This window comes from Companilactobacillus sp. HBUAS56275 (assembly GCF_036913655.1).
GTDB classification, from domain to species: domain Bacteria; phylum Bacillota; class Bacilli; order Lactobacillales; family Lactobacillaceae; genus Companilactobacillus; species Companilactobacillus pullicola.
Genome location: NZ_JAYKKK010000002.1, coordinates 467,765 through 480,917, shown reverse-complemented (window position 1 = coordinate 480,917; position 13,153 = coordinate 467,765). Strand labels below are relative to the sequence as shown.

Sequence of the window (13,153 nt, the reverse complement as noted above, 5' to 3'; positions counted from 1 at the left end):
GTTTTTGATAACTTAACATTATCGATTTCAAAAAAATGGCGCAACTGATTTTATCAATACTTTTATTTAGTTAGAACTTTTATAAATGTACTTATTTTCTGTCTTCTGTCCCTAATACAAAGACGGCCACACAACCGAAACCGGTATGACTAGAAATCGTCATGCCAATAGGATTAATCTGAATATCAGCGTCGGAAATCTTTTCAGCAATATGCTTTTTAACAGTTTCCGCTGCATCCCAATCGCCACTAGTAGTAATAATAATTGGTTGCTTAGGATCATTTTCCATCGCCGCAACTACTTTCTCAGCCAAAGTTATTAATGATCTCTTACGTGTTCTGATCTTAGAGACAAAACGTAACTTTCCGTTGGGATCAACATCTAGCAGAGGTTTTACTTTCAACAATGTACCTAATGTTGCGGAAGCCCTAGAAATTCGACCACCGTGATATAAATACGACAAGTTATCTACTGTAAACCATTGTTGTAGACGAAGCTTATTTTGATCAAACCAGGCAACTAAATCATCTAAACTGGCACCACTTTTTTGTAACCTGATGGCTTCGAGGACCAAACGACCTTCACCACCACTAGCAGCCAGTGTATCGACAATACGAATATCAGCTTCAGGGAAGTCTTCCAATAGGATTTCCCTAGCTTGACGAGCACTGGACATAGAACCACTTAAACCGCCTGAAAATCCAACATAGACGATTGGTGTTCCCTTTTCAACGTATTTCTTAAAGAATTCCAAATACTCACCCACGTTAACCTGAGTTGTAGATGGTAAAGTCCCCGCCTTGATCTGTTCGTAAAATTTATCTAATGGATAGCTCTTTCCGAAATCATTCACGAGTTCCTGCCCGTCGATTTCTGTGTGAAAATAAATTGCCTTAACATTGTTTTCTTCTAAAAATTTTGCTGGCAAATCACATTCTGAATCAGTTAAAATTTGATACATTTTACGACCCCCTAAAGGTTCTTATAAATTCATTTTATAATATTACCATTTATCAAAATAATATACATTGTATCTACTGAATTCATAATAACAGTAAAAGATAGTATAGATGTTGTATTTAGATTCTTTCCGCTAATTATTTTATATGGAGAGATAGTTTAAATTTGCCGTCCTCCACAAAAATTGGGAATGCTGTTGGAACGCTATGGGCGCGATTTTGAACTAATTATTTTACACTTCGTGCAAAATAATGGATTTCAAAAGTCGGCCTTATTGTAATCGGCAAAGCCGATAACAATAATTTCATAGCTGAACGCATTCCCAATTTTTGCTCCGGACTAAAGAGTACTTCGCTTGTTTAATTTGAGACAAATTGAAAGATAGTGAATTACACCTATTTTATTAATATGTGTTTTAACTAAACCTTTTTAAGAACCGATAAATCACCAAGTAACATTTCACGGCTGAGACCAATTGGGCTTGTTGTTCCAGACTAATGTTCTGTTCTATTTTTTGTCTGCCTTTAAAATAGCAACTGGTAAATAGTAAATAGGAATTGAAATGTAATCATATATCCATCCGTAGAAGATTCTTGGATTTTATACAAAGATCGAATTCGGAAATCTAAAGTTTTGTACAGAGTTCATCATTATTGGCCCGTACCCTCTTTGATTAAGTGGGTATTTTTTTGACCCCCACAGCCGTGCGTGCAAAATCCGCAATTCCCAAGGGTTACAGCGATTTAGTTTGCACAACATCTTTTCTAATCATTTCAAAACTGTCCTCCGTGCAAAATTCATGCAAAATATTTTGATACTTTCAAATAAATAAAAAGCACCTAAACGTTGTTATATCAACATTTAGATGCTATAAATTTTACTAATCGATGTTCTTAAAAAGCCGTCTATCGGATTTGAACCGACGACCCCCACCTTACCATGGTGATGCTCTACCTATCTGAGCTAAGACGGCATTCATCTCCTACATTTTATCAAATTTAGCTCATGTAGAAAATGTTTTTAACTAAAATGCTTCAATAATTTCTGCGATACCTGTGGCAAAGAAGAAGAATGCCAACATGAAGACGATAAATCCTCCAGCTAGTACTGGATTAAACAATAGAATTACCGCAAACAATAGGTTCAAGAACGCTAAGATCACAATAAAGATGTAATATTTTCTACCGAAGAAATGGTAAAAACGTGATGTCATTATTTGCAAAATTGCATCTAGCAAGAACCAAATGGCAAACATGTAAACAATTGCTACGACTCCAACTTGAACATGGGCAATAAAAATAATACCGATAATAATATCAACAATTGCTCCAAAAATCGTCCATCCACTTCTAACACCTAAATATTTAGTCATTTGTGAACCGAACCATAATTGATAGACTCCACGTAAAATGGCGAAAAATCCGAATAATACGGCAATGGTTGATAAACTTCTCAATGGATACCATGTTACTAAATAGCCTGCATACAACGAAAGCAAGCCAATAATAAAACCAAACCAATCAAAACGCTTCTTTGGTTGACTCATATTTGTCCCTCCCTTCCAATAACAACAATATTTTAACATTAAGAGTTATCAAAGTTGAATGATATGCGCTATAATAGAATGGCTAATAAAATTATTAGGCTAAACGAAAGGTTGAAAAATTGTCACCTAACAAAGAAAATTATTTAAAAACTATATACGAATTAAATTATGATTTCACTAAAATTACGAATAAACGTATTTCTGAGATCATGAACGTCTCCGCTCCATCAGTTACCGAAATGTTGAATGCTTTATCAAGTGAAGGCTATTTAACACATAGCCCTTACAATAAGATTGTCTTAACTCCTAAGGGAAATAAGGTTTCCGAAAAGTTAGTTAAGACGCACCGTCTCTGGGAAGTATTTTTGAACAAATGTTTAAAGTATCCTGTTGATAACGTCCATCATAACGCTGATGCATTGGAACATTCTTCAGATGATGATTTGGTCGAACACCTAAATGATTTCTTGGGTCATCCCCAACGTTGTCCACATGGTGGGATTATTCCTGGCAATGGTCAAGGTGAAACTGATGCTGACGATAAATTGTTAAGCATGATTCCCGATAATACTAAGGTTCAAATTGTCAGAGTTTCTGATAATTATGACTTTTTACAGTATTTCGGCAGTTTAACTCTTGAAATCGATGATACAATTACCGTTCTTAAACATGAAAAATTCGATAATTCACTCGTTGTTGAAAAAGAAGACGGCTCGAAATTGACTATCGGTGCTAAAGCCATCGACTACATTTTCGTAGAATTACGTTAATAGAATCTAAAAAGCAGCTAATTCAATTGAATTAGCTGCTTTTTGTTATTTCTTTTGTGTTAGTCGATTATTCTCATCGATCTTTTTATAGAAAACAGCCATAACTAGCTGTTCATATGGTTGTAACCAAACGGATAACAGTTCGTGTGTCATCGCATTAAGAATTTCCCAGAAGAAAAATTCAAAAATAATTGAGAAGTAAGTCCACTTGTAGCCTCGCATCACGATAGTACTGCAACTGAAACTGGCAAATGCCATGCGTAACGACCATCTTCCTTGGTCAGCTTGATCATCTTTGAAAACCAAGAATGACTGCGAGAAAATCACTAAGAACCAAATTCCCGGAAGAATATAAAGCATGAAGCCAGCTTCCAAGAACAGTCCTAATAACGCCGTTATGAAAAGCAGTGGGAAGAAATATTTACCACTAAAAGCTTGTAAACTATCCTTGATAGCGTTGATTTGATAATCAGGATTTCTTAACTTATCGATCAAAGCATAAGAAACACCGGCACAAACCATCACGAAAAAGAAAAAGAAAGCATAAACTGCAACGTTACTTTGTGGAGTTAAACTCAACATGTACTGTGATGCTGAACCCGGATCATTTGCCATACTCATTGAAATCTCTGACAGACGACGGCTAGCCTGTTCTGGATCAGCTAAATTGACATTTATATTAGCCATCCAAGTTGTATAAATTTTCATTCCAAAATACACTGCTAGAAACCTCAACAGAATCGGAACGATATTAAGCGCCACATTTCCCTTAATATCCTTCCTAAAAGCACGATGTGCTTCACGTCTGACCTCAAAAGCAGATATTCGATTGTAATTAGCGTTATTCATTAACATCCCTCACATTAGATAACGCCATTATAACAAAGATATATTATCTAAACTAATTTACTTTATCGTAATTGGTGCCTTAGTAGTCTTGACCATTAACAAATTATTGGCATCAACCTTATTTTGATAGGCGTTGCCAGACTTCTTATCAAAATATCGAACATAACCATTCTCAGTAGTTAGATCCATTCCCTCAACACTAATTGCGGAACCAACGAAATGACCAGAACCAAACATTCTGAATTCGTTATGATTCATCAAAGTTGTCTTGGAAATATTAATTTTACTGTGATTAGCTAGTGATTTTAAAGTATCTATATTAGATTGTTTGATGTTCATCTTAGATTCATCCAAATTAAAACTAGACTTCAAGATAGTTGAATTATTAGCTTCAATTCCTGAATAAGCACTCGCAACCAGATTAGCGTTAGAAATTTTACTATTTTTCATTGTTAAAGTAGCATCGTATAAATTCATTTTTTCAATATTATTTATCGTTGCGTCATTCAAGTAAACATTAGAGTCATAATCCAAGTCTTTAGCGGATTTAACTAAGTTATTTATCGTTACATCGTTCATTCTAATGTATCCATCCGCTAGGCGAACGTTAACATTATCCAATGACTTATTCATAGGGATCGTTATCGTTACGTTATTCTCATCCAACATATCTACTCCAACATGACCTTTTCTCTCTTGGCCTGTAACCGTTAAAGTATCATTTTTGATTTTATAACTAGGTACTGAACTCTTTTCGCCATCGATACGAATCTTATAACGGTCACCTAAACGAATCACGACATTGGCGTTTCTACCTTCGATATAAACATTCTTGAAATTATCTAAAGGATAAGTCTCATCAATTTTTTCAACGACCTTAAAACCATGATTCCAAACTACCGACTTGTTGCCACCCATGATGAAGCCACCCAGCAGCAGTAGACCACCAATTATTAATAAGTAAAATCCAGTCACAAAATACTTACGCATTCTCTTTTTCCCCCTTCATTGGAGTCTTTCTACCGTGAAGTAACTTCTTACCTAACCAACGGAAGAAAATGACAACTACGCTAAAGAACCACTTGAATAAAGCAATTGTGATAGGAATCAAGAAGAAGTCGACACCTAAAATCAACAATCCTGCACCTACATAAAAAATAGTCGTGGCAAATGATTGCAAAATAACTGAGAACCCTATGAAAATAGCCCCAATACCACAGACCACTGAAACAGCGACCAAAAAGAGGAATAGGAAAATAAACAACGCTCCTAAACCAATCACTAATGCCAACATCAAAATTACGATGAATGCAATTGGCAAAGCAATCGGAGAGGCCATCAGTGCTAATAAGACCAAACCAATCATCGTTAAATTTCTCTTAAAACGATCATTATTCGAAATATGTCCATTATCGACATTCTGATAATTTTGTTCAGACATTTTAATCGAATAGTCCGCTAATACTTTACGAGCCAAGTTCTTTGGTGTCCCCAGTTCATTGATTATCGCATCAGATGTGTTCAATTTTGCATCGATTATATATTCTCGATAGAATTCAATCACATCTTGTTGTTCATCTTCACTCAATTGATGCAGATATATTTTAAATTCATCAATGTATGAATCGATTGTTTTGCTACTCATTATTCCCCTCCAAAATAGTATCAGTCGCTGTCTTTAATTCTTGCCAATTACTTCTAATACGTTCTAATTGTTCTCTACCCAAATCAGTAATCTTATAGTATCGACGATTTCTACCTTCGTAAGCCTCATCGTAGGTACTCAACCAGCCTTCCTTTTTCAATCTACGTAAAATTGGATACATAGTTGATTCAGAAATAGGAAATACCATCTGGATTTTCCTAGTAAGTGCATACCCATAATAATCTTCACTTGTAAGCAGAGCTAAAACAGAACCCTCAAGTATCTCAGTTGAAACTTGAATTGCCATATTATCTCCTCATTTCCGTTATATTATACGACGTATAATATCGTTCAATTAATAATATATGATAAAAAATAGTATAAGTCAATTTGAAGAATAACTTTTCAGTAGTTGATGTACGATCTTGTCGGCACCAAATCCAATAGTGTGAGTCTTCCATTCCTTATAACAAGAATATCTTCAACCACTGTATTCCTGACTAAAACCAAATAGAAACAGAATATAGTCGACAGTAGAAAATCTGTGGGCCCTAAGTGGTGTCCACCACGTTCCAGTGGCCCACAGATTTTCTACTGCCGACGGGCATCTTTACGTTTAACAAAATAATATTCAACATTAAAGACTTGACAATCTTTTTTCTACGTCGTACGATAATTGCAACATTTTAAAAACAAATCTAAAAACGACGACAGAAGAGTAACTGAGTTAATTAGTCCAGAAAGTTAACGATGATGTGAAGTTAACCTAATCCTCAGCGAAACACATCTGTAAGTTGAATGACTGAAACAAGTAGGTCATTTCGGTAGCACCGTTACAGCTGAAGTTATTGTAACTTCATGAGTCTAATATTGTGAGATATTAGAAATCAGAGGTGGTACCGCGAATATTCGCCCTCTTGGTCCTTTTGGATCGAGAGGGTTTTTTATTTGGGATAACCCTTATTTAGTGACAATAACTTCTTGAGGTTAATATCGTGAGCTATTAACAAATTAAGGTGGAACCACGTTAAAAACGTCCTTTAGCAAATTTGCTGAAGGACGTTTTTTTGTGTCTTTAGTTAAAGGGGAAAAAGATTATGATGAATTATATTTTTGAAATTTTACCATCGCTTTTAAGCGGTACAGCCATGACTTTAAAAGTTTTCTTTTGGACATTGATCTGTTCATTGCCACTAGGAGTTCTTGTTTCACTTGGACGTAGTTCGAAATTCAAGCCACTGAGTTGGTTGGTTTCTTTCTATATCTGGGTTATGCGTGGAACACCTTTGTTACTACAATTAATTTTTGTTTTCTACGGCCTACCAAACATGCCATTCGTTCATATCGTTTTCGAAAGATATGATGCCGCATTATTCGCCTTCATTCTCAACTATACAGCCTACTTCGCCGAAATATTCCGTGGTGGCTTCAGCACCGTCAGCAAGGGACAATTTGAAGGAGCTAAAGTTCTAGGTCTTAATTATTGGCAAACATTAAGAAAAATTATTATTCCACAAGTAGTTAAAATCGTGCTGCCATCAATTGGTAACGAAGTAATCAATCTAGTTAAGGATTCATCTTTAGTTTATGTTATCGGTTTAGGCGACTTGCTTCGTGCTGGTAATATTGCTAGTTCAAGGGATGTCACACTCTTGCCATTAGTATTGGTCGGAATCATTTACCTGTTGTTGACCCTGATCTGTACTTGGATTTTGAAGGTCTTAGAAAAACGTTTCAGTTATTACCGTTAGGAGAAAAATTATGTTGAAATTAGAAAATATCACTAAAAGTTTTGATGGTAAAACCATCTTAGATAATTTAAATCTTGAAGTTAAAGACAACTCAATTCTCAGCATTGTTGGCCCTAGTGGTGCTGGTAAAACAACTCTACTACGTTGTATCGCCGGTTTGGAAAAAGTTGATTCTGGAACTTTCATACTCAACGATAAGCCTTTTGATCCTTTCGATGAGTCAGTTAAAGAACGCATCATTGGCGTTGTCTTCCAAGACTTCAATCTCTTCCCTCATCTTTCAGTTATGGAAAATATTTCCTTGGCTCCTAAATTAGTTTTGAAACAAGACAAAGCCACTGTGCAAAAAAATGTGGATAAACTTTTGGAACAATTAGGACTTACTTCTTTGAAAAATCAATATCCTTTTGAATTATCAGGCGGTCAAAAACAACGTGTTGCCATCGCCAGAGCTTTAGCCATGCAACCACAAATTCTTTGTTACGACGAACCAACTTCAGCACTTGATCCTAGTTTGCGTGACACAGTTGCCCAAGTAATTTTAGATTTGAAAAAAACTGGTATCACACAAATCGTCATCACCCATGATCCCGATTTTGCCAAAAAGATTGCTGATCAATTGCTCGAAGTTAAACCTATCAATAACTAATCACGAAGGGGAGTAAATATGAAGAAAAAATTATTAATATTCATGGCATTATTCTTACTTGCCTTAGGATTAAGTGGTTGTAGCGACAACAAAAAATCAGTTGCTCAAGAAGCCAACACTACGGACACTTGGAATCACATCAAGAAACGTGGACGTGTCATTATTGGTTTAGACGATACCTTTGTACCGATGGGCTTTCGTGAAAAGAACGGAAAACTAGTTGGTTACGATATTGATTTAGCCAAAGCTGTTTTTAAACAGTATGGTATTAAAGCCGACTTTCAACCAATCGACTGGAATATGAAAGAAACTGAGTTACGTAATCAAACCATCGATTTGATTTGGAACGGCTACACTATCACTCCTGCTAGAAAGAAGCAGTTGGCCTTTTCACGTCCCTATATGGCTAATCAACAGGTTCTAGTTACCAAAACAAACGAGAACATCACTTCATTTAAAGATATGCAAAATAAAATTCTAGGCGTTCAAACCAGCTCTTCTGGTGCCAGCCTCTTAGATGAACATCCCACTAAATTGAAGAATTATATCAAGAATAGAACCCCTGTCCTTTACGATTCTTTCAACAATGCCTTAATGGATTTAGATGATCAAAGAATCCAAGGTCTACTGATCGACAGTGTCTATGCCGGCTACTACATCAGTAAAGAAAAAGATCCCGCATCTTATCGAATAACTCGTGGCGGATTCACAGGAGAAGATTTCGCCGTTGGTATGCGTAAAGGTGATAAGACCCTTAAGAAAAAAATCGATAACGGCCTACAACACCTCGCCAATACAGGAGAACTTCAAAAGATAAATAAGAAATGGTTTGGGAATTCCGATAATTCCTTAATCGAGCCAAAGTAAAAAAGCTGACCAATTAAATTTGATCAGCTTTTTTATTAATCAGAATTTTCGATCAGAATTCTTCTTCACAAATGGATCAATAATGCTATCTATTAGTTCTTTGTTCTGTAATTGTGCTACCCATTTCGGATCAACTTGTTGTTTTTGATAAACACAACTAGACAAAGTCCCAGTAATACTTGCAACCGTATCAGTATCTTCACCTAAATTTACGGCCAATAGAATAGCCTCATCGATCGAATTAGAGTTTAAAACACTCCAAACGCAGGCTAACAAGGTATCGACATCATAACCAGTTGACTTGATATTATCACGACTAACATTTTTGAAACCCGGTGTGAAAATATCCTTATAATAGATAAATTCTGACCATTCCCCAGGCTTATTTTGCAACGCATGCTCTAACTGTTTTGGCAACTCGCTCAAAACCTCAGATAAAGCTTTATCATTCAACAATCCATGTAAAATTTCTAAATAAATGTAGCTTCCCATAATGGCTCTTGGATGACGATGAGTTAAACTAGTATAATTTTTGGTTAACTCTAGACGCTTTTCTAAACTGGATTCCTTCTGTAAATAGATAGCTAAAGGTGCCAATCTCATTAAAGCGCCATTGCCATTAGCATATTCACTCGGATCACCACATTCCAATGCTGGATAATGATTGATCGACCAATTACGCACAGCTTTTGCACAAGTAGCTCCAATTCCAAAGGCTACTCCCTTAGGTGTGTACTCATTGTGAAACATATAGTTCTCAAATTTTTGCATCAGAGCTTCATAATCGCTTTTTTCAGTTAAACTCTCTACTAAAGGTAAAGTAAAAGAAGTATCATCTGACCAACTGCCAGCTTCTTGTTCCCAAGTTCCACCAGAAATCATTGAGTCAAGATAATAAGTATCACGTTTCTTGAATTCCACGGGAACACCCAAAGCATCACCCACAATACCTGCATACAAAATATTTTTTATTAGATTAGCTTCCATAATTGCATCTCCGGTCAAAAAAACTGGGACCAAAATAAATTCAGTCTCAGTTATCATTTATATTTTAGAGTTTCTATCCCATCTATAGCACGTATAATCCTAAAAGATCAATAAAATAAACGCCAGGAAAATGCCAAATACTGCTAGCATGCTGACCTTTCTCTTATCATCATGAATTTTTCGCAATCCATTTTTATCCATAAGTATCATTCCTCCGTGCCATCTTCGTTATATCATCTAATCTCCACTATGAAAAGGTTTTTTCTGAAAAAAATATCAATAATATTTCCTCGTTTTTTGATTAAACTACATTTTAACTTCAAAAATATTTAATCTCAATATTATTTTTCACTTATTAAGCAAATATTTAAGTATAATTAAACTATAAACACAAAGGAGTTATCGACTTAACCATGAATAAGACAAATCGAGTATATTTGGCTGGACCTTTCTTTAGTGAAAATCAAATTAAACGTTTAAATGAAATACAAAAATTACTAGAGGCCAATCCTACAATTGGTGATGTATTTAGACCCGGAGACGATGAATACACTGCAGCCGAGTTTGGCTCATTTGAATGGCAAACAGCCGTCTATAAACATGATATCAATAACATCAATAATTCTGACGTTGTCGTAGCAATGCTAGATTATAAAATAGAAGAAAACGAACTAGAACCAGACTCTGGTACAATGTGGGAATGCGGTTATGCAGTAGCCAATAATGTTCCTGTTATCGGTGTCAGAAATGTTGAAGACGAACCTCTTAACTTAATGCTTGCCGGTAGTTTAACAGCATTCTTTAACGGAGCCGAAAGTATCAAACAAATTAAAGATTATGACTTCAATAAATTAATGACAAGATATGAAAATGTAAAGGTACTTTAGGAGGGAAATATGTCACAAGTAACAAAAAGAACAGAAAAATCAATTATCACAGCGATGATTTCTCTACTTCAAAAGAAACCATTCGAAAAGATCACTGTTGGCGATATCTGTGATGAGGCTTTGATCAACCACAGTACTTTCTACCGTTACTTCAACGACAAATACTCCCTATTGCACTCTGTCTTTTCATATTTATTAGATGATTTATTGAATAATACTTCTAACGCCAAAACAATTGTTTCCCAAATTGCTGATTTTATGGAAAAGAATGCTAAATTCATGCATCATATTTCTCCACAATATCAAACTAAAGCTAACCTTTATCCTGAATTCAGAAGTATTCTACGAGATATTGTCAAAGCAAAAAGCAAGGATCCCGAAAGTCAAAATGATCCATTGATAAAAATGATAACTAATTCCGATACTCCAGAGTTGATGATCAGTTTCATCGTTGGTGGCTTAATCGGTTTAGTAGAGTACCTAGAAGATAATGATTTCAACGTTTCCTACGAGAAATTTATCGACTTTACTGAAGGCATCTTTGCTAAATGGTCGAAGTGAGAATGCGGTTGTAGTGTTAAGTAGCAAAAATAACATCTACTAAAAATTTTGTAATTCTCTGCATTTTTAACTAATATCCAAATATAAATAATAAAGGAAGCACCTACGTCGGCTATGTGGGTGCCTCTTTTGATTTAAACGCAATTTAAAGATTAAATACTTTACTTCAAACAAAATAATAGAAGTACTCTTTAGTCCGGAGCAAAAATTGGGAATGAGTTCAGCTATGAAATCATTGTTACCGGCTTTGCCGGTTACAATGAGGCCGACTTCGAAGATCCATTATTTTGTACGAAGTGTAAAATAATTAGCTCCGAATCGCGCCCATAGCGTTCCAACAGCATTCCCAATTTTTGTGGAGGACGGGAATTTAAGCACATTCCCCAATCTAGTAAGAATCTACAATAAAGAATTGTGTCTAATGTTGGCACAATTCTTTTTCTGTTTTAGAATGATAATATTGTGTTTATTTCGAGGGGGAAAATCTGATGCAAACTGCCAATACCAAATCTAAAAAATATTTCCTATTAAGTATGATGTTGATTGCTGCTAACTTACGTTTGCCAATCATGATCATCCCTCCATTGATCAAAACAATTGAAAGTCAGTTGGGACTGCCTAAATCTATGGCTGGTTTGATCACCTCTATTCCACTGATAACTTTTGCTGTTCTCTCACCAATAATTGTTAAAGTCGCTAAAAAATTGGGCAACGAGCTGACGATTTTTATCTTCTTTCTACTATTAATTATCGGTAGTTACTTACGTATCGTTCCAACTATCGCTGCTTTATTGTTTGGGACTTTTCTAGTTGGAATCGGAATTGATAGTGGTAATGTCTTAGTTCCAGCTATCATTAAAGACCGGATGCCAAACGAAATTCCTTTGGGGACTAGTTTATATACTCTTTCGATGTTATTGATTGGCGCTATTGGGACAGCTTTGTCAGGCATTTTGATTACTAAAACTAGTCTACAAATGACTTTAAGTTTACTTTCAATTATGGGAATCATCGCAACTGTCTTTTGGCTTCCTAATCTTAAAAATAATCAAAGAGACAGTGGCCAACAGACTGAGTCAAAAAACTATCGTAGTGTTTGGAATCAATCCTTGGGTTGGCTGATTACAGCTTTCTTTGGACTCCAATCCATTGTTTACTATTCCTTCATCACTTGGTTACCATCAATTCTTGAAAGTAACGGTCTCGCCAGTATCACGGCTAGTAATTTACTAACACTATTACAGTTGAGTGGCCTACCTTGCTCCTTCATCGTTCCCTTTCTTTCAGTTAGAAAAGGCGGTCTCAAAAAACTTTTAACCATGCTTTTCATTGGTTACGCTATAGCCCCACTAGGATACTTGATTTCCACTAGTAATTTAGTTTTTCTAATCATTGTCACCGTCGTGACTGGATTTGGATCTGGTCTAGCTTTCAACATGGCTGTAGTTTTCTTCACTGAAAAAACGACCAATCCTATCCAAACCGCTGAGGTTTCCGGAATGGCACAATCTGCTGGTTACTTATTGGCCGCAATCGGTCCCACGCTCTTTGGTTTCTTAGAGAGCACAACGCAGTCATGGAGCCTAATAATTATTATTTTAATTTTATTATCAATTTTACTGACATTATCAGGAATTTTTATTGCACGTCACAAACCAATTAAGGAATGAGGATTTAATAT

General features: G+C 35.6%; 14 protein-coding genes, 1 tRNA gene and 1 other annotated feature. Of the genes, 7 read left to right on the top strand and 8 right to left on the bottom strand.

What is annotated here, in order from left to right; translation table 11 throughout:
* Window positions 1-91 precede the first annotated feature (91 nt).
* The 3 genes from U8526_RS05855 to U8526_RS05845 all read right to left on the bottom strand — a co-directional run bounded on the left by U8526_RS05855 (window position 92) and on the right by U8526_RS05845 (window position 2,506).
* Window positions 92-961, bottom strand: coding sequence for a DegV family protein (locus U8526_RS05855; protein WP_334341031.1), 870 nt, complete (start codon window positions 959-961; stop codon window positions 92-94).
* A gap of 898 nt (window positions 962-1,859) precedes the next feature.
* A tRNA-Thr gene (locus U8526_RS05850) sits at window positions 1,860-1,933 on the bottom strand.
* A gap of 51 nt (window positions 1,934-1,984) precedes the next feature.
* Window positions 1,985-2,506, bottom strand: coding sequence for an HdeD family acid-resistance protein (locus tag U8526_RS05845; RefSeq protein ID WP_334341030.1), 522 nt, complete (start codon window positions 2,504-2,506; stop codon window positions 1,985-1,987).
* A gap of 119 nt (window positions 2,507-2,625) precedes the next feature.
* Here U8526_RS05845 and U8526_RS05840 point away from each other — a divergent pair, with 119 nt between their 5' ends.
* Window positions 2,626-3,276, top strand: coding sequence for a metal-dependent transcriptional regulator (locus U8526_RS05840; RefSeq protein ID WP_334341029.1), 651 nt, complete (start codon window positions 2,626-2,628; stop codon window positions 3,274-3,276).
* A gap of 45 nt (window positions 3,277-3,321) precedes the next feature.
* Here U8526_RS05840 and U8526_RS05835 read toward each other — a convergent pair whose 3' ends face one another.
* From U8526_RS05835 to U8526_RS05820, 4 genes are read right to left on the bottom strand one after another with little or no spacing between them, the layout of a single operon-like run.
* Entirely contained in the window at window positions 3,322-4,125 is an 804-nt protein-coding gene (locus tag U8526_RS05835; protein ID WP_334341027.1) for a DUF975 family protein, read from the bottom strand.
* Between the two features lie 57 nt (window positions 4,126-4,182).
* Window positions 4,183-5,115, bottom strand: coding sequence for a hypothetical protein (locus U8526_RS05830; RefSeq protein ID WP_334341025.1), 933 nt, complete (start codon window positions 5,113-5,115; stop codon window positions 4,183-4,185).
* A complete protein-coding gene (locus U8526_RS05825; RefSeq protein WP_334341023.1) occupies window positions 5,108-5,770 on the bottom strand; it encodes a DUF1700 domain-containing protein in 663 nt (220 codons plus the stop codon). The genes U8526_RS05830 and U8526_RS05825 overlap by 8 nt, the downstream gene beginning before the upstream one ends.
* Complete coding sequence (locus U8526_RS05820) at window positions 5,763-6,077, bottom strand: PadR family transcriptional regulator (RefSeq protein ID WP_334341021.1); 315 nt, start codon at window positions 6,075-6,077, stop codon at window positions 5,763-5,765. The genes U8526_RS05825 and U8526_RS05820 overlap by 8 nt, the downstream gene beginning before the upstream one ends.
* Window positions 6,078-6,468: 391 nt before the next feature.
* Window positions 6,469-6,690 (top strand) — a binding site (T-box leader).
* A gap of 177 nt (window positions 6,691-6,867) precedes the next feature.
* On the opposite strand from U8526_RS05820, the gene U8526_RS05815 reads away from it, so the two are divergent.
* From U8526_RS05815 to U8526_RS05805, 3 genes are read left to right on the top strand one after another with little or no spacing between them, the layout of a single operon-like run.
* The gene (locus tag U8526_RS05815; protein WP_442886202.1) at window positions 6,868-7,521 is read left to right on the top strand and encodes an amino acid ABC transporter permease; all 654 of its coding nucleotides are present in this window, start codon (window positions 6,868-6,870) and stop codon (window positions 7,519-7,521) included.
* 10 nt (window positions 7,522-7,531) lie between these two features.
* Window positions 7,532-8,170: an amino acid ABC transporter ATP-binding protein gene (locus U8526_RS05810; protein WP_334341020.1), complete on the top strand. Its 639-nt coding sequence runs from the start codon at window positions 7,532-7,534 to the stop codon at window positions 8,168-8,170.
* Between the two features lie 18 nt (window positions 8,171-8,188).
* On the top strand, window positions 8,189-9,037 hold the full coding sequence (locus U8526_RS05805) for a transporter substrate-binding domain-containing protein (RefSeq protein WP_334341019.1): 849 nt from the start codon (window positions 8,189-8,191) through the stop codon (window positions 9,035-9,037).
* A gap of 39 nt (window positions 9,038-9,076) precedes the next feature.
* Here the strand turns inward: U8526_RS05805 and U8526_RS05800 are convergent, their stop codons facing one another.
* Window positions 9,077-10,024, bottom strand: a complete 948-nt coding sequence (locus U8526_RS05800; protein ID WP_334341018.1) for an ADP-ribosylglycohydrolase family protein — start codon at window positions 10,022-10,024, stop codon at window positions 9,077-9,079.
* Between the two features lie 413 nt (window positions 10,025-10,437).
* Here U8526_RS05800 and U8526_RS05795 point away from each other — a divergent pair, with 413 nt between their 5' ends.
* From U8526_RS05795 to U8526_RS05785, 3 genes are all read left to right on the top strand, one after another.
* Window positions 10,438-10,911: a nucleoside 2-deoxyribosyltransferase gene (locus U8526_RS05795; protein WP_334341017.1), complete on the top strand. Its 474-nt coding sequence runs from the start codon at window positions 10,438-10,440 to the stop codon at window positions 10,909-10,911.
* 9 nt (window positions 10,912-10,920) lie between these two features.
* Complete coding sequence (locus tag U8526_RS05790) at window positions 10,921-11,472, top strand: TetR/AcrR family transcriptional regulator (RefSeq protein WP_334341016.1); 552 nt, start codon at window positions 10,921-10,923, stop codon at window positions 11,470-11,472.
* A gap of 488 nt (window positions 11,473-11,960) precedes the next feature.
* Window positions 11,961-13,142 (top strand): MFS transporter, encoded by a 1,182-nt coding sequence (locus tag U8526_RS05785; protein WP_334341015.1) that lies wholly within the window; start codon window positions 11,961-11,963, stop codon window positions 13,140-13,142.
* Window positions 13,143-13,153 lie beyond the last annotated feature (11 nt).